Source organism: Devosia sp. LjRoot16, assembly GCF_964252795.1.
Lineage (GTDB): Bacteria > Pseudomonadota > Alphaproteobacteria > Rhizobiales > Devosiaceae > Devosia_A.
In genome coordinates this window covers 1,780,704-1,796,570 of sequence record NZ_CAXUPH020000001.1, presented here as the reverse complement: position 1 = coordinate 1,796,570, position 15,867 = coordinate 1,780,704, and the positions used below count along the sequence as shown (strand labels likewise).

At 67.4% G+C, this 15,867-nt stretch carries 20 protein-coding genes and 1 tRNA gene; 9 read left to right on the top strand and 12 right to left on the bottom strand.

Features of this window, described 5'->3' with window-relative positions:
* Positions 1-24: 24 nt before the first annotated feature.
* Both ACSQ23_RS08555 and ACSQ23_RS08550 read right to left on the bottom strand, forming a co-directional pair.
* Positions 25-186: a hypothetical protein gene (locus ACSQ23_RS08555; RefSeq protein ID WP_436090342.1), complete on the bottom strand. Its 162-nt coding sequence runs from the start codon at positions 184-186 to the stop codon at positions 25-27.
* Between the two features lie 366 nt (positions 187-552).
* The gene (locus ACSQ23_RS08550; protein ID WP_436090341.1) at positions 553-1,119 is read right to left on the bottom strand and encodes a hypothetical protein; all 567 of its coding nucleotides are present in this window, start codon (positions 1,117-1,119) and stop codon (positions 553-555) included.
* Positions 1,120-1,286: 167 nt separating this feature from the next.
* Here ACSQ23_RS08550 and ACSQ23_RS08545 point away from each other — a divergent pair, with 167 nt between their 5' ends.
* Positions 1,287-2,033: a GntR family transcriptional regulator gene (locus tag ACSQ23_RS08545; protein ID WP_055875310.1), complete on the top strand. Its 747-nt coding sequence runs from the start codon at positions 1,287-1,289 to the stop codon at positions 2,031-2,033.
* Positions 2,034-2,055: 22 nt separating this feature from the next.
* Here the strand turns inward: ACSQ23_RS08545 and ACSQ23_RS08540 are convergent, their stop codons facing one another.
* Positions 2,056-3,711 carry a Na/Pi cotransporter family protein gene (locus tag ACSQ23_RS08540; protein WP_436090340.1) on the bottom strand — a complete coding sequence of 552 codons (1,656 nt, stop codon included), beginning with the start codon at positions 3,709-3,711 and terminating at the stop codon, positions 2,056-2,058.
* A gap of 195 nt (positions 3,712-3,906) precedes the next feature.
* On the opposite strand from ACSQ23_RS08540, the gene ACSQ23_RS08535 reads away from it, so the two are divergent.
* Positions 3,907-4,149, top strand: coding sequence for a DUF2188 domain-containing protein (locus tag ACSQ23_RS08535; protein ID WP_055875306.1), 243 nt, complete (start codon positions 3,907-3,909; stop codon positions 4,147-4,149).
* A gap of 50 nt (positions 4,150-4,199) precedes the next feature.
* On the opposite strand, the gene ACSQ23_RS08530 is transcribed toward ACSQ23_RS08535, so the two are convergent.
* From ACSQ23_RS08530 to hemC, 6 genes are all read right to left on the bottom strand, one after another.
* Complete coding sequence (locus tag ACSQ23_RS08530) at positions 4,200-4,382, bottom strand: hypothetical protein (RefSeq protein ID WP_055875303.1); 183 nt, start codon at positions 4,380-4,382, stop codon at positions 4,200-4,202.
* 343 nt (positions 4,383-4,725) lie between these two features.
* Positions 4,726-4,801: transfer RNA gene (locus ACSQ23_RS08525), tRNA-Thr, on the bottom strand.
* 88 nt (positions 4,802-4,889) lie between these two features.
* Complete coding sequence (locus ACSQ23_RS08520; RefSeq protein ID WP_055875300.1) at positions 4,890-6,284, bottom strand: heme biosynthesis protein HemY; 1,395 nt, start codon at positions 6,282-6,284, stop codon at positions 4,890-4,892.
* Positions 6,281-7,564, bottom strand: coding sequence for a COG4223 family protein (locus ACSQ23_RS08515; RefSeq protein WP_436090339.1), 1,284 nt, complete (start codon positions 7,562-7,564; stop codon positions 6,281-6,283). The genes ACSQ23_RS08520 and ACSQ23_RS08515 overlap by 4 nt, the downstream gene beginning before the upstream one ends.
* 27 nt (positions 7,565-7,591) lie before the next feature.
* Complete coding sequence (locus ACSQ23_RS08510; protein ID WP_055875294.1) at positions 7,592-8,314, bottom strand: uroporphyrinogen-III synthase; 723 nt, start codon at positions 8,312-8,314, stop codon at positions 7,592-7,594.
* 13 nt (positions 8,315-8,327) lie between these two features.
* Positions 8,328-9,263: a hydroxymethylbilane synthase gene (gene hemC / locus ACSQ23_RS08505; RefSeq protein ID WP_436090338.1), complete on the bottom strand. Its 936-nt coding sequence runs from the start codon at positions 9,261-9,263 to the stop codon at positions 8,328-8,330.
* 70 nt (positions 9,264-9,333) lie between these two features.
* Between hemC and tsaD the strand changes: the two genes are divergently transcribed.
* The 5 genes from tsaD (at position 9,334) to ACSQ23_RS08480 (ending at position 12,593) form a co-directional block, all read left to right on the top strand.
* Positions 9,334-10,392: a tRNA (adenosine(37)-N6)-threonylcarbamoyltransferase complex transferase subunit TsaD gene (gene tsaD / locus ACSQ23_RS08500; protein ID WP_436090337.1), complete on the top strand. Its 1,059-nt coding sequence runs from the start codon at positions 9,334-9,336 to the stop codon at positions 10,390-10,392.
* Positions 10,382-11,347, top strand: coding sequence for an NAD(P)H-dependent glycerol-3-phosphate dehydrogenase (locus tag ACSQ23_RS08495; RefSeq protein ID WP_436090336.1), 966 nt, complete (start codon positions 10,382-10,384; stop codon positions 11,345-11,347). Before tsaD ends, ACSQ23_RS08495 begins: the two co-directional genes overlap by 11 nt.
* Positions 11,344-11,637, top strand: coding sequence for a YciI family protein (locus ACSQ23_RS08490; RefSeq protein WP_436090335.1), 294 nt, complete (start codon positions 11,344-11,346; stop codon positions 11,635-11,637). The genes ACSQ23_RS08495 and ACSQ23_RS08490 overlap by 4 nt, the downstream gene beginning before the upstream one ends.
* 7 nt (positions 11,638-11,644) lie before the next feature.
* A complete protein-coding gene (locus ACSQ23_RS08485; protein ID WP_055875281.1) occupies positions 11,645-12,070 on the top strand; it encodes an EVE domain-containing protein in 426 nt (141 codons plus the stop codon).
* A 97-nt stretch (positions 12,071-12,167) separates the two neighbouring features.
* On the top strand, positions 12,168-12,593 hold the full coding sequence (locus ACSQ23_RS08480; RefSeq protein WP_436090334.1) for a DUF1761 domain-containing protein: 426 nt from the start codon (positions 12,168-12,170) through the stop codon (positions 12,591-12,593).
* On the opposite strand, the gene ACSQ23_RS08475 is transcribed toward ACSQ23_RS08480, so the two are convergent.
* Genes ACSQ23_RS08475 through ACSQ23_RS08465 form a run of 3 tightly spaced genes read right to left on the bottom strand, consistent with a single transcriptional unit; the run spans position 12,590 to position 13,457 of the window.
* Complete coding sequence (locus ACSQ23_RS08475; protein ID WP_055875275.1) at positions 12,590-12,988, bottom strand: PIN domain-containing protein; 399 nt, start codon at positions 12,986-12,988, stop codon at positions 12,590-12,592. The genes ACSQ23_RS08480 and ACSQ23_RS08475 overlap by 4 nt on opposite strands.
* Positions 12,978-13,211: an AbrB/MazE/SpoVT family DNA-binding domain-containing protein gene (locus ACSQ23_RS08470; RefSeq protein WP_055876010.1), complete on the bottom strand. Its 234-nt coding sequence runs from the start codon at positions 13,209-13,211 to the stop codon at positions 12,978-12,980. Before ACSQ23_RS08470 ends, ACSQ23_RS08475 begins: the two co-directional genes overlap by 11 nt.
* Positions 13,212-13,265: 54 nt before the next feature.
* Complete coding sequence (locus tag ACSQ23_RS08465; protein ID WP_436090333.1) at positions 13,266-13,457, bottom strand: DUF1674 domain-containing protein; 192 nt, start codon at positions 13,455-13,457, stop codon at positions 13,266-13,268.
* A gap of 94 nt (positions 13,458-13,551) precedes the next feature.
* Here ACSQ23_RS08465 and htpX point away from each other — a divergent pair, with 94 nt between their 5' ends.
* Positions 13,552-14,538, top strand: coding sequence for a zinc metalloprotease HtpX (gene htpX / locus ACSQ23_RS08460; RefSeq protein ID WP_055875269.1), 987 nt, complete (start codon positions 13,552-13,554; stop codon positions 14,536-14,538).
* A 4-nt stretch (positions 14,539-14,542) separates the two neighbouring features.
* The gene (locus tag ACSQ23_RS08455) at positions 14,543-15,841 is read left to right on the top strand and encodes an RsmB/NOP family class I SAM-dependent RNA methyltransferase (RefSeq protein ID WP_436090332.1); all 1,299 of its coding nucleotides are present in this window, start codon (positions 14,543-14,545) and stop codon (positions 15,839-15,841) included.
* The last annotated feature ends 26 nt before the right edge of the window (positions 15,842-15,867 follow it).

Here is a 15,867-nt window from a genome sequence, read left to right as displayed (position 1 = left end):
AGACGAGGCCGGAAGAAAGTCCAATCAGGCCGGATGCAGTTCCCGCACTATTTGCCTGTGCCGGCGTGGCGCCTTGGCATGATGCTTCGCCTTATCCGGCGGCGCGCGCCGGTGGGTGGGCATACGCACGCCGAGCGCATCGGCGACGGTCTTTTCCAGCAGGCGGTCGAGTTCTGCCTTGTGCATGATGACGTCTCCTTGGCCGCGCGGGGTTGGCCCCACGCCATTTGCCTGAAGAAACGCCGCTCCCCCTGGAGGAGTTGCCTCACCGGTACTTCAGATTCCGGTGATCGGTTACCGGCCCTTGATAAAGAGAGTTCCGTTAACGGTTTAGGCGGATACTATCCGAACCGGAATTTAAGCGTCACCGGCTGTATCACTGTGTTTCCGCCACATCGCGGAGGGGCAACATGCGGTCCGTAGGCCTGGCGGCACTCCTGGTCGCCATCCTGTTACTTCTGTTTCCATTCTATCGGCAGTGGGTGCCGCACATCCCCATTTCGACCGGGGACAGCCGCCTGCTCGGCGGCTTGTTGTTGGGCGCCGGCGCGCTCACCCTGGCGGTTTTTCGGCCCCGGGCTTAGCAGCGCCCGCTGCCTCGTCAGGCTCCGGCGATATCGTCAACCGGTCATTGGCGAACGCCTCGGCGAACATGGCCTCGACGCTCTGCAGCCGCTTGGGCGCCGCGGCAACGGGCTCTGAGGAAGGCGCAACGACCGGCTTGGCCTCCAGCATCGGCGTAACGGGCATCGGTTCGGCGACCGCAACCAGCTTGGCTTCCGGCGCCGGAACGACCGCCAGCGTCGGTCGGGCCGGCTTGTCGTCCGCCACCGATTTTGGATCTGCCGCCGGCTTCACCTCGGTCATGGCTTTGCCTTGGGCCACCGGCTTGGCCGCGGCCTCGGTCCGGGCTGCCGGCCGCGCCAGCAGCGACATCTTCGGCGCGACCGGGACGGGCTTTTCCACCGGCGCAGCCGCCGCTGCAGCGGTGCGCGCCCTGCGGAAGCGGCGGCTCAGCCGCCCATATTCCAGCGTCGAGTAGCCGATCAGCAGCAACAGGCTGGCCGTGACCCCGATCCCCAGCCCCACCAGCAGCCACACCAGCGCATCGTAACTCATCGTGGCTCACACCCCGGCTGTTCGCTCCGGCCGCCAGCATGCCGGATTTGCCCGCTTCATCGCAACCGCGACAGTTCAGCCCGCCCCCAGTAACCGGGTTGCTCGGCCAATCCGAACATGAGACGACTAATCAATTGCGTCGCCAGCCCGCCTGTTACGAGATCCCCATGCTGCAAGCCAGAACGCGCCCGCTGCTGCCCGATGTCGTCCGCTCCGAGCTGAGGCGCGCGATCATCGAAGGCGAGTTTCCGCCTGGTTCGAAACTGCCCAACGAAGATGCGCTGTGCGCCCGGTTCTCGGTGAGCCGCATCACCCTGCGCGAGGCAGTGCGCGGCCTGATCGAGGATGGTTATGTCGTCCGCCGCCAGGGCTCGGGCACCTACGTCACCGAGGGGCCGCGGCTGCGCAACTCGCTCGACACCAATTTCAGCTACACCGAATACCTCGAAAGCACCGGCCTCAGCGTCACCAAACAGGTGCTCGGCGCTACGCGTGTCCGGGCCGATGACGCCGTGGTGGCGGCGCTGAACCTTGCCCCCGGTTCGGATGTGGTGGTGATCCGTCGCGTCCGCAGCGCCGACGGCCGGCCGGCGGTGTTCTCGATCGACAGCCTCGCCACCGACATCGCCGATGAACGCACCGATCTCGCCGCCTTCGGCGGCTCGCTCTACAAGCTCCTCGCCGACCGCGGCCACACCGTCGATCACGCCCGGGCCGTGCTGGCTCCGGTCAACGCTGACGCCGAACTGGCCGAACTTCTGAAGGTTGAGGTTGGCGCGCCGCTGCAGCACCTGCGCCAGGTCGACCACGATACGGGTGGCCGCCCGGTAATGCTGTCACTCGAGTGGCATGTGCCCGAAGTGATCGAGCTGCGCGTCTATCGTCGTGGGCCGGGGCCTCAGCCCACCGGCTGACTGCTGAAGCTGAAAGCGCGCTCTAGCCCGCTGGCTTCAACCGGTGATCCAGCACTTCGCCGGCTTCCTCGAGCACCAGATAGCCGATCGAGGCCATCAGCGAGTTGATGGTCTTCATGGCGCGCAGCGTCTCGAGGTGGAGGTTGGAGGTGGCAAGGCTCGCCTCGGTACCGTCCTTCAACCGCTGCATATGCTGGCGCTGGCTGGCCGCCACCGCCTCGCGCATCCGGGTCTTTTCGACCACCAGCTTGCGCGCCTGGTTGAGGTCGCGGGTCACGAGCACGTTGCGTGCCAGCTGCATGTTCTCCACCACCTGGCTGTGCAGCTCCGCCAGCTCGCGCCAGCCGGTGGGCGAGAAAGCGAGCCGCTGTTCGCGCCGCACTTCGGCGAGCCGCAGCAGCGTCTTGGTGATGGCGTCACCGACATACTCGAGATTGACCGCGATGGCCGCGAGATCCTGCCCCCGCCGCGCGCTGTTGCTGTCCTCGTTGAACTGCACCCGCGCCAGATAGAGCTTGATATCGCTCTGCGCCTGGTCGATCGCCGCCTCCATCAGCCGGGCCTGGCGAATCTTTTCCTCATCGCCGGCCTTGTAGATCTCCATCACCGGCTCGAACATCCGGCCGACAATCTCGGCCATACGCAGCAGCTCACGGGTGGTCGAGGCCAGCGCCATGCCGGGATCGCCCACCGCTGCTTCGTCGAGACAGCTGGGCGGCACCCCGATGGCCGCCGCCGGATCGGTCGTTGCCGGCGCGCGGATCAGCCGCTCCATCAGCCGGGCCATCACGCCGGTGAGCGGCAGGCCGACGAGCAGCAGCGCCACGTTGAAGATGAGGTGCAGCCCGACCAGCTGCTGCACCGGGCTGAAGCCGGCCGCCAGCACCGAGCCGCCCAACAGCAGCACCGCCAGCGCCAGCACGGCGCCTGCGACGCGGGTCATCAGGTTCCCCGCCATCAGGCGTTTGGCTTCGATACTGCTGTTGCGCGTCAGGACGAACGGTCCGATTGCCGTGCCGATATTGGCGCCGAGCAGCAATGGCGCTGCCGCCTCGAACGGCAGCACCCCGTGCTGCGACAGCACCACCAGCAAGAGGATCGTCGCCACCGAGGAATGGAACAGCCAGGCGATCGCTGCCCCGGCCAGCAGCGCCGTCAGCGGCTCCTTGCCGAGATACTGGACCACCGCCGGCAGGATCGCGCTGTCGCTGAGTGGCGCCGTGGCCTCGCTGAGCAGCTGCAGCGACACGAAGATCAGCCCGAGCCCGACCAGCGCGCGGCCGCTCTGCTTCACGCGCCGTGACTTGCCCTTGAAGAACAGCAGCCCACCCATGACCAGCAGCACCGGCGGCAGCAGGCTAAGATCGAGGCTGAGGATCAGCACCACCAGCGCCGAACCGAAATTGGCGCCGAGCACGATGGCGAGGCCGGTTGCCAGTGCGAACATGCCGCGCGAGGCAAAGGCAGCAGCGAGCATCCCCGCGGCAGTCGAGCTCTGCAGCGCCAGCCCCAGCCCGGCGCCGACCGCAGCGCTGCGCACCGGCCCATCCGTCGCCCTGAGCAATCCGGTAATCTCCGGGCGCCAGCCGCGTTCGGCGCCGGTATGCACCATATGCACCGCCCACAGCATCAGCGTCACGGCCCCCGCGACATGCAACAGGAAGAGATAGGCGGTCACTGGCAGGCCCTTTCATCTCAGGTGAGTGAGGCACGGCGCACGCGATGGTCTGCAACGATAGGCTGCTTCGGCGCGTTCGTCATGAATCCCGCGCGAATACGAGAGATTTGAGGCGACAAGCCGGAACGACCGGCCGCCGCTCGCAACAAGCGACGGCGCACCCTACATTGACAGTTCACCTGAAGGAGCGCCGCCATGAGCACAGTGAAGTATGAAGTCGTCCAGCATGACGGAGGCTGGGCCTACAAGGTGGGCGACGTGCTGTCGGAAACCTTCCGCAGCCATGCCGCGGCGCATGAGGCGGCGGAAGCCGCTGCACGGCGCCAGCGCGTTGCCGGCGCGACCGATGGCATCGAGTATGAAGACGCCCGCGGCGTCTGGCATCAGGAAGTCGCGGAAGGCACCGACCGTCCCGACACCGAGGTCAAGGACGACTAGCGCTTCCGAACTGGAACGGCTTCACCTTTGCGGCAAGCCCCGCTGGATCGCTACTGCGAGAGCTTGCCCCTGAGCTCATCGAGCTCGAGGATGCAGCGGTCGATCTCCGACTTGAGTGACAGCCGTTCCGCCGAACTCATCGGGTTCTTGGTCCCTGGCCGGCTCTGCCCGACAATGTCGCGCAGCGTGGCGATCTCGCGCTTCAGTTTGGCAATCTCGCTCGTCGCTAGCATCGGGGCTCTCCATGACCGGGCCTTGTCGCCTGCCGGGCGGCCACTAAGCAAGCTGCAATGCTCGATCCGGCTGTAAGCCGGCGTTTGGCACGCGCTTGGCATCTTCGCTATCAAGGGCAGTGTCGTCATGAGCTTCCTCGATGCGCATTCCATCGCGTATCAGACGTCGAGCAGCGCTGCCCCGCTCACCCTGGTCGACATTGCAGCCCAAACGAAGCGGTTTGGCGTACTGGTCTCCTGCAGCTCGGGCAGGTGACCTCGCTCAGGGCCAGTCCGGCATAACCGCATAACCCGGCCTCCCGGCGCGAACCGCTGGCTGGAGAGCACTGTGATGGTGAAAGGGTGGTGCCGCATGCCGGATTCGAACCAGCGACCCCCTCATTACGAATGAGATGCTCTACCGACTGAGCTAATGCGGCCTGACCGGCGCGAGCGATGCGCCAGTGCGGGGTCTAATACAAGCGACGCCTGTCACGCGCAAGTGCGCTGACGCAGCGTTTCGAAGCATCAGGCCTCGGGCAGCGCCAGCGGCCCGCCCTGCGGCTTTTCCGGTTCGGCTGCCGCCGGCGCCGAAGCGCCCTCGGGCAGCATAGGGGTGGTGGTGCCGGTGCGCGTCGCCACTGCGCTGGTCGGCACCCGCCACTCGAACGCATCGAGCTTGCCGGTCACCGGCGACAGTGGCTCCCACTCCTCGGCGGTGATGCCGTCGGCGGTCCATACCGGATCGCGCGGCGCCCGCACGGCGCGGTTCAGCCAGTCGCGCGCCTTGCCCTTGTCGCCCGACTGCCCCTCCTCGATCTCCGCCATTAGGAGGCACACCGCCTGTGAGGGGTTGGCGTTGGAGTAGCCGGCCAGCGCCTGCCGCGCCCCGACCCAGTCGAAGGCATCGATCGAGGCGCGCGCCAGGACCAGCGCGCTCGCCTTGTTGGGGGGCGGGGTATCGATCAGTTCCCCGATGCGTTTCAGCCGCTCGACGGCGGAAACGCCCGGCACCGAATTGGCGAACAGCGTCGCGATATCGGGATGCGAGGTGGCCCGCCACACTCGGCGCAGCAGGCTCATCGCCCGGCGGGCTTCGTTGCGGTTGGAGTAGATGCGGGCTGCGATCAGCGCTGCCGGCACGAAATCCGGCACCAGCTTCAGCGCGGCGAGCGCATGTTCGAGCGCCGCATGCGGGTCGGTGCCTTCGGCGAGTTGCGCCCGCGCCGCCTCGACCACCGCCTGGCGGCGGCGCTTGCGGGTCTTTTCCTCGCGCGTCACCGCCTGCTCATCGGCGATCATCCGGTAGGCATCGTCCCAACGACCGTTGCGGGTCAAATCGTCGAACACCGCCTCGCGGGCCCATGGCGCCTGCGGCGAGATGTCGATGGCTTTCTGCGCGAAGGTCAGCGCCGCATCGGGCCGGCCCTGCTGGCGCGCCTGGTCGTAGAGGCCGGAGAGCGCGGCGAGAGCGGTCTTGCGATTGGTGATCAGCGCCCGGTAGTGCTCGCGGGCCGAATGCATGTCGCCCAGCGCCAGGTCGGCGCGCGCCTCGAGCAATTGCGCCGCGGCATTGCGCGGCAGGTTGCCGCGCGCTTCGCGCGCCAGTTGCCGGGCCCGATTGGCGTCGCCGGCCTGCAGCGCGATGAAACCGTCCGACAGCGCCATGTAACCGGCATCCTTGCGCCGTTCGCGCGATTGCCGGGCGAGATAATAGGGCGCCGCGATGACGCGCTTGACGATGCCCCAGACGAGGATGATCAGCACCACGCCCGCCACCGCGAGGAAGGCGGCGACGCCGAGCCGCGGCTGCATGCGGAAATCCAGGAACTCGATGGTGAGCGTCCCCGGCAGGCTGATCAGCCAGGCGATGCCGGCGGTGACCAGGAGGCTGACGATGAGCCAGTAGGCGAGCCGGATCACGGATTGGCCTCCGCCGTCGGCGCCAGCGCCCGGTTGCGCAATTCAGCAACGAAACCCTCGGCCGCGGCAAGCTTGGTGATATCGCCCCCCGATGGGCCGGCGCCGGCCTGCATCGCCGGCGGCAATTGCGCCAACAGCTCCGCCGCCACCTTGAAATCATGCCGGCCAACCGCCGCTTCGAGCCGCGAGACGATCGCTTCGGGCGCATCACCCGCCACTTCGCCAACCGGCCTCAGGGCCAGCAGCCCCTTCATCCATTCGAGCGCATCTTCGCCCATGTCGCCGGTGCTGACGGCGGCGCGGCCGGCCAGCACGTTGGGCACCGCGGCAGTGAACTGCGCCACCACCACATCGGGCCGGGGCAGACCTTCTGCCGCCGCGGCTTCGACCGGCCCCGGTACGGCGAGGTCGGGCAGCAGCGCCTTGAGGCCGGTGAGCTCGGCGGCGAACGGCCGGCCATTGGCGATGGCGGTTTCAAGCCCCGAGACCATCAGCGGCAGGCGCACTGCCGGGCCTATATCGGCGCCGCCAAGCGTCTGGTTCTGCGTCGAGATCGCCGTCTGCGTGGCCGAGACATCGCCCTTGAGGCCACTGATCGCGCTGTCGGTGGCAATCACCCGCTGGTCGAGCGCCGTCAACTGGGTGCGAAGCTCGGCGATCCCCGCCTCGATGCTGCTGATCGTTTCTGCCAGCGCCGTCGCGTCGGCCGAAGAGGCGCCGGCGCCGATCGCCGTCACCCGGTCCTCGAGGCCCTTGAGCTGGGTTTCGAGCGGCGCCAGGTCGACCGGTTCGGCCGCCGGCACGGCGGCGATCGCCTGCCGCATCTCGGTCAGTCCGCCATCGAGCTGCGCGATGCTGGCGTCGAGGCTGACCTCTCGGCTCTTCGCGTGCTCTTCGATGGCGGCGAGCCGGGTCTCGATCTCGTTGAGGCTGCTGTCGGTCGCATCGAGCCGCGCCGCGGGATCGGCAATCACCGGGCGCTGGTTTGGCAGCGGCAGCCAGTTGCCGAGCCCGTAGACGATCCCCGCGCCGAGCAGCGCACCGGCGACTGCAGCAATGGAGATGGCGCTCCACGGCATGGCAAGGCGCGCCTGCGGACGTGGCGGCGGGGGCATCGGACGGACCGGCTCTTCCGCAACAGGGGGTGCCTCGGCCGCGGCTTCTTCCGCCACCTCGGCCGCCTTGCCGCTCGCCGTCGTCGCGGCGGCCGGCTTCTCGGCCTCCCGCGCCGTGAGCTCGATGACCGGCGGCTTGACGGGCCCCGACTTGCGTTCAGCCATGCGGCAATTCCTTGCTTGTTCCGGTCATCATGGGTTTTGGTCGCGGGCGAACGACAAGGCAAGTCCCATCATTGCCTCCTCGCTGGGATGGTCACAGAGCCCGACCCGCACGAAATGGGCATCGAGCAGCGGCGCGGCAACCGCCTCGGACAGGCAAAGCACGCCGAAGCGCGCCCGCGCCGACTTTTCCAGCCCGCGCTCCGTGAGCCGCACGAAGGTCTGCGCGGTGCGCTTGGAATAGAACAGAGCCGCCTCGATCTCGCCGGTGCTGAGCCGCTCCGCGACGCCATCGGGCAGTGCCGTTACCGGGTTCATGGCGTAGATTTCGGCGGTGATCACCATGCGCCCGAACGAGGCCAGCGATTTGCCCAGATCCGCCGACATGTCGCGCGCCGCCGGGTAGAACAGCGGCCCCGTCAGCGGCGCATGCGCCAGCAGCTCCACCAGGTCGGCGAAGGCGCCGTCGGCGCTGGTCACTGTCGCGAACCCCATGTCGCGCGCCAGCGCGGCCGTGCGGTTGCCCACTGCGTAGACCGGAAGTTGATGGTACCGAGCGAGCACGCCACGCTCGTCCAGCGCGCGCAGCGCATTGGCGCTGGTCAGCACCAGGCCCGCAAAGCCCTTCGGCTCGGGCAGGCTCACCTCGAGTGTCTGGTGCACCAGCAATGGACACGGCACGCCCTCGATCCCGAGCGCACCGAGCCTTGCGGCGGTATCGCTCGCGTCGGGGTCTGGCCGGGTCACGAGCATTTTCAAGTCGAGCCTATCCTTTGAACTGCCGCTGGAACTCCGGCCCTGCCTGCTCCAGCAACGTCGCACCCAGTTGCGTTCCGAGTTTGGCGGCATCCGCTGCCGCACCTTCAACCGCGCCGCGATAGAATTCATGGCCGTCCGGGCTGAGGATTTCGGCGGTCAACCTGCACCAAACCCCATTCAATTCGGTAAACGCCCCGATCGGCGTTCGACACGAACCATCGAGCGTAGCGAGCAGCGCCCGCTCGGCCGCGATGGTGGTGGCGGTCGGCAAGTGGTTCAGCACGCCGACCAGTTCGGCGGTCCGCGCATCGGCTTCGCGAATCTCGATGCCGATGGCCCCCTGCGCCGGCGCCGGCAGGAACTCCCTGGGGTCGAGATAGGCGGTGATCTTGTCCTGCTTACCCAGCCGGTTAAGACCCGCCACCGCCAGCAGCGTCGCATCCGCCACCCCGGCTTCGAGCTTCGCTAGCCGCGTATCGACATTGCCGCGGAACTGCACCACCTCGAGGTCAGGCCGCACCCGCAGCATCTGCGCGGCGCGGCGGATCGAGGACGAACCGAGCTTTGCTCCCTGCGGCAGCTCGGAGACGCCTGGGTATTTCAGCGAGACGAACGCATCGCGCACGTCTTCCCGTTCGAGAAACGCCGCCAGCACCATGCCATCGGGCAACCACGACGCCAGATCCTTGCTCGAATGCACCCCGAGATCGACCTCGCCGGCGGCCAGCGCCGCCTCGATCTCACGGGAGAACAGCCCCTTGCCGCCCGCTTCACTGAGCGGCCGGTCGGTGAGCCTGTCACCGCTGGTGGTGATGACGCGGATCTCGATGCGCTCGAGCGCCACGCCATGCGCTTCGGCCAGCAGCCGCTGCGTTAGCTGCGCCTGGGCCAGCGCCAGCATGGAGCCCCGGGTCCCGATGCGGAGGAACGGCGCCGATTGCATTTCAGTTCATACCTATTGTAGGCCAAAGCCGGGCTGGGCTTACCCCTTAGACAGGTAACGGACAAGTTTGATGAGAGTGCTCGGCATCGAAACCAGCTGCGACGAAACCGCCGCCTCGATCGTCGAGCGCGATGCCAGCGGGCATGCGACCATTCTATCGAACATCGTGCGCAGCCAGCTCGAGGAGCACGCGCCCTATGGCGGCGTGGTGCCCGAACTGGCGGCGCGCGCCCATGTCAGCCACCTCGATCACATCATCGCGCGCGCCGCGGCAAGCGCCGGGATCAAGCTCAGCGAGGTCGACGCCGTCGCCGCCACCGCCGGCCCCGGCTTGATCGGCGGCGTGCTGGTTGGCCTCACCACCGCCAAGGCGATCGCCGCGGCGCTCGGCAAGCCACTGATCGCGGTGAACCACCTCGAGGCGCATGCGCTCACCGCCCGGCTAACCGACGGCATCGCCTTCCCTTACCTGATGCTGCTGGTTTCGGGCGGGCACAGCCAGTTCGTGCTGGTGCGCGGGGTCGGCGACTATGAGCGCTGGGGCACCACCATCGACGACGCGCTGGGCGAAGCCTTCGACAAGGTGGCCAAGCTCCTCGGGCTCGGCAATCCGGGCGGGCCGGAAGTAGAGAAGCTGGCGGTGCACGGCGACCCGCGCCGCTTCAATTTTCCCAAACCGCTGCTCAAGGAAGATCGGCTCGACTTCTCCTTCTCCGGTTTGAAGACCGCCGTGCGCCTCGCCGCCGAGCAGCAGGCGCCGCTGACCGACCAGGACGTGGCCGATATCTGCGCCAGCTTCCAGCGCACTGTCGCCGAAATCGTCGCCGTTCGCGCCCGCTCGGCGCTCGAAAAATACGCCGCCGAGCTCCCCGGCCAGCCGCTTCGGCTGGTCGTTGCCGGCGGGGTCGCCGCCAACCAGGCGATCGGCGCGGCCCTGCGCGAGGCGGCCGACAAGACCGGCGCCGTGCTGATCATCCCGCCGATCCCACTCTGCACCGATAATGGCGCCATGGTCGCCTGGGCCGGGGCCGAACGGCTGGCGCTCGGCGCCGCCGATCCGCTCGATGTCGCCGCCAAGGCGCGCTGGCCGCTCGACAGCGCCGATATGGGGCTCAACCATGGCGCTTGAGCGCGTCGCCATCGTCGGCGCTGGCGCCTGGGGCACCGCGCTGGCGCAAGCCGCCGCTATCGCCGGGCGCAGCGTGACGCTGGTCGGCCGCGACCCCACGGCGATCGACGACATCAACCGCAACCGCCGCAACAGCGCGCACCTGGGCAACCAGCTGCTGTCGGACCGCATCACCGGCGCGCTGGCGCTGCCGGACGTCGACCTCGTCATCCTCGCCGTACCGGCGCAGGCGAGCCGCGCCGCGCTCAAGCCGATCGCCGCGGCCTTGGCGCACCTGCCGGTGGTACTGACCGCCAAGGGGCTTGAGCACGGCTCGCTGAAGCGGCAGAGCGAAGTGCTCGCCGACGTCTCCCCCACCGCCATTCCCTATGTGCTGAGCGGCCCGAGCTTTGCCGCCGATGTCGCGGCCGGACGGCCCACCGCCGTCACTCTCGCCGGCGACGACCCCAGGGGGACCTCGGAGGTCGCCGCTGCGCTCGCCGGCCCAACCTTCCGGCTCTACGCCGCCGACGACCGGCTTGGCGTCGAGCTGGCCGGCGCGCTGAAGAACGTCTACGCGCTCGGCTGTGGCGCCGTCGACGGCGCTGGGCTCGGCGCCTCGGCCCGCTCGGCGCTGCTCGCCCGCGCCTTTGCCGAACTGACCCGCCTCGTCGTCCGCATGGGCGGCAGCGCCTCGACCCTCACCGGCCTCGCAGGCCTCGGCGACCTGACGTTGAGCTGCACCTCGACCCAATCGCGCAACTACCGCTATGGCGTGAGCCTCGGCCGCGGCGAGAGCCCTGGCGCCGAGCTTGCCGAGGGGGCGCTCACCGCCCCGGTGGCTAAGCAACTGGCCGACCAACTGCTGATCGACGCCCCGCTCATCGATGCGGTAAACCTGCTGCTCGGCGGCACCACCACCATTGCAGATATCGTAGCGGGCCTCATGTCGCGGCCGCTCAAACGGGAGGAATGACTTTGCTTTATGCCTTGATCGCGCATGACCGGCCCAACGGCCTCGCCCGCCGCCAGGAAGTGCGCCCCGAACATTTGAAGCATCTCGATAGCCTCGGCAGCCGCCTGGTGCTGGCCGGCCCATTCCTCGACGACAATGGCGATATGACCGGCTCGATCGTGGTGATCGAAGCCGAGAACCTCGAAGCTGCGCAGGCGACCTTCAACCACGACCCGTTCGTGGTGAAGGGCGTGTTCGATCAGATCACCATCAAGCGCTGGCACCTCGGGATCAACAACACCAACAAGTGAGGCGGCGATGGCCTACTGGCTGATGAAATCGGAACCCGACGTCAATTCCTACGATGACGTGGTGGCGCGCGGCGTTCCCGAGGAGTGGCACAGCGTGCGCAACTACACCGCGCGCAACAACATGAAGGCGATGAAGCTCGGCGACGAGGCGTTCTTCTACCACTCCAACATCGGCAAGGAGATCGTCGGCATCATCAAGGTGGTGGCGCTGGCCCATCCCGATTCCACCGCCGAGCCGAACGAGAAGGGCAACATCGTCTGGGAGTGCGTCGACGTGCTGCCGGTGAAGAAACTGCCCAAGCCGGTGACACTCGAGACCATCAAGAAGACCCCGGAGCTCGCCAACATGGCGCTGGTGAAGCTCTCCCGCCTTTCCGTCGGCCCCGTCACCGAGGCCGAGTGGAAGCTGATCTGCAAGATGGGTGGGCTGTAAGCACCGGGTGTAGGGGTGGCCAGTGCGCTGGCCATCTCCCCAAATCCCCCAAATCGCCGTAAGTTCGGGTTCCGCACTAAGCGGAGGGGGATCGATCATGCATTTCGCCGTCAATTGGCTGGCCGTCGTCGTTGCCGCCGTCGCCAGCATGGGGTTTGGCGCCATCTGGTACAACGTGCTCGGCAAGCAATGGCTGAGCGCCATCGGCAAGACTCGCGAACAACTCAACCCCGCCGACTGGACGCCCTTCGCCTGGGGCTTCGCGGTGCAGCTGGTGATGGCCTACTTCATCGCGCTGATCACCCCGGCGCTGTTTGGCTCGACCGATGTGTGGAACGGCATTCTCGCCGGCGTGCACATGTGGGCCGGCTTCGTGCTCACCTTCCTGATCCTCAACCACCGCTACCAGGGCCTGCCCTGGCGGCTGACCGCCATCGATGGCGGCTATGGCCTCGCCGTGCTGGTGATCCAGGGTATCGTCATCGGCCTGTTCGGCGGCGCCGCGGTGCCTGCGGCGGCCTAGCGGAACGGATTGACGATACGCAGGCGGCCGGCGATCAGCTGGCCGTGCTGCATATCTTCGGAGTAGAGCGTGGTGCAGCCGGCCTCGAGGGCCGACGCGATGATCGTTGCGTCATAGACGTGGAAAGCATGACGTTCGGCCAACTGGATGGCGGCCTCGTGCGTTGCAAGGTCGACCGAGCGGACGTCAAGGAAGCTGCGGATCAGCTGCAGCGTCTCCCTCGTTCGAGCCCAGTCATAGCCAAGCCGACGCGTCGCGACATTGGCGAACTCGTTGAGAACCTGAACGCTGGCGACACAACCCGCTGCCAGGATGCGAGCGGCGATCGGCGATCGCGCCTCCTGATCCTCCGCAAAGTAGACGAGAATGTTTGTATCGACGAAGTCAGCGCTCATTGGCTTCGTCGCGATTGAACTTGAAATCGGCTGGCAGTGTGCCGCGCATCAGTTCACGCAACCGCCGAAGCCTTTCCTCGGGACTTGCCTGTCGGATCACATCGAACTGCAGTCCCTCCACTGGCCTCAGCTCGATCTCATCGCCCTCCTTGAGATTCAGGCTGTCTACCACGTCCGTGGGGATGCGAACCGCCAAGCTGTTTCCCCATTTCGAGACCTTCATCCGGAACTCCATGATATACATCGACCTCACGTATATCATGCTGGAACGACGAGATCAAAAGTCCGCGGTCAGGCCTTTGATTTCCCAGTCGCCGTAGCGGGCCGGATCGAGCCCGCCGCGGCCGCCTTTCTCGCGCTTGCCGACGGCTGACTTGGCGTCGATTTCGGCGCGGCGGGCCGCGGCCTCGTCGAGCGCCCGCTGCGCTGCGGGGCTGAGGGGAGGCTTCGCTTGTGGGGTTTCGTCCATCAGGTTACCGTTTCGACATGGTCCTTGTGGGGAACCCCACGCCATCCCATGTAATTTCAGTTCAGACGCTCACGAGGTACAAGACTTAACGGCAATGCTCAACTTCCTCCGCACTTCGGTCCTGCTCGCTGTCCTCACCGCCATCTTCATGGCGGTCGGCTACTTTGTCGGCGGCACCGGCGGCATGTGGATCGCCTTCATCATTGCCGCGCTCACCAACCTCTTCGCCTACTGGAACTCCGACAAGATGGTACTGCGCATGCAGAACGCCGTCGAAGTCGATCCGCGCTCCCAGCCCGACCTTTACAACACGGTCGAGGCGCTGTCGCAGCGCGCCGGCATCCCGATGCCAAAACTCTACGTCATCAACACCGAGCAGCCTAACGCCTTCGCCACTGGCCGCAACCCGCAGAACGCCGCGGTTGCCGTCTCGGCCGGGCTGCTGCGCTATCTCGAGCCGCGTGAAGTCGCGGCGGTGGTGGCGCACGAGCTGGCGCATATCCGCAGCCGCGACACGCTGACCATGACGATGACCGCCACCATTGCCGGCGCCATCTCGATGCTGGCGCAGTTCGGCCTGTTCTTCGGCGGCGGCAATTCGCGCGATAACCCGCTCGGGCCCATCGGCGTGCTGATCGCGGTGATCGTCGCGCCGATCGCCGCGGCTCTGGTGCAGATGGCGGTGAGCCGCACCCGCGAGTACGAGGCCGACAAGGACGGCGCCGAGATCTCCGGCGACCCGCTGGGGCTCGCTTCGGCGCTCAACAAGATCAGCCAGCTGGCGCGGCAGACCGTCAACGTCCCGGCCGAGCGCAACCCGGCGCAGGCCCACATGTACATCTTCAACCCGCTCAACGGGCAGCGCATGGACAACCTGTTCTCGACCCACCCCAACGTCGAGAACCGTATCGCCCAGCTGCAGCGCCTCGCCGGCGAAATGCAGGTCGATCGCACCGGCCGGCGGCCCGTGCCGCAACCCGCGGCCGACGATACCGTCCCCCGCAATACCGGCGGCGGTTGGCGCGTCCCCTCGACAGGCTCGAGCGAGAATGGCAATAGCTCGCGCGGACCCTGGGGCTGAGCCGTTGAAGAAACAGAAACACCCGCCTGGACTGAAGCTGAGGCTGCTCGCGGCCGACCGGCTCGATCAGGTACTCAAGGGGGCGAACTTCGCCCCCTTTTCGCACGCCGAGATCGAGGATGGCCGCGACCGCGCGCTGGCCAACAAGCTGGTGACGGTGGCGCTGCGCCGCCACGGCCAGCTCAACCTGATGATCGCGCGCTTCCTTGACCGCGGCATCCCCAAGAAATCCGGGCCGTTCGAGGCCATCCTGCGGTTGAGCCTGGCGCACCTGGTGTTCCTGCCCGAACTGGGTGACCACAGCGCCATCTTCCTCGCCGTCGAGGCCAGTAAGCGCGATACCCGCAGCCAGCATCTGTCGAAGCTGATGAACGCCGTGCTGCGCCGCGCCCAGGGCGAGGCGCATGCGCTGCGCCACCTGCCCTACCAGGCGCTGTTCCCCGAAACCCTCGGCCCGCTGTGGCGCGACAGCTATGGCGAGGAGGCGCTCGAGGACTTTGCCGACGCCCTGCTCGACGGCGCGCCGCTCGACCTGACACTCAAATCTGCCGAGCCCGAGCTGATCGAGGCGCTCGGCGCCGCCCCGGTGCTCGCCGACACCGTTCGTATCGACGAGCGCGACCGCCCGGTCGAGGCCCTGCCCGGCTTCGAAGCGGGCCGCTGGTGGGTGCAGGATGCCGCCGCCGCCATTCCGGCGCGGCTGCTGACCCTCGCGCCCGGCGCCCGCGTGCTCGATCTCTGCGCCGCTCCCGGCGGCAAGACCGCGCAGCTGGTCAATGCCGGCTACGCCGTCACCGCCATCGACAACGAGCCCGACCGCGTCGCCCGTATGGCGCAGAATTTTGCACGCCTTGCGATGACGCCGGAAGTGGTCACCGCCGATGCGCTGAGCTGGGAGCCCGCCCAGAAGTTCGACGGCATCCTGCTCGACGCGCCCTGCTCCGCAACGGGCACCTTCCGTCGCCACCCGGAGGTGATCTGGCACCGCAATGCCGCCGATATCGCCGGGCGCGTCGCCCTTCAGCGCCGGTTCATCGAACGCGCGCTAGGGTGGCTTACTCCCGGTGGCGTGCTGGTCTACTGCGTCTGCTCGCTCGAACCCGGCGAAGGCGAGGAGCAGGCCCGCTGGCTCGCTGCCCGCGACGACGTCGTGCCCGCTCCCATCGGCGCCGACGAACTGCCCGGCCTCCCCGAGGCCATCACCCCAGAGGGGTTCATCCGTACCCACCCCGGCATGCTGGTTCCTGGGGATAAGGGCGGCACCCTCGATGGGTTCTTCGTTGCACGCTTCCGGCGTGGCTAGAGCGAGATCAGGAAAAGTTGCAGACT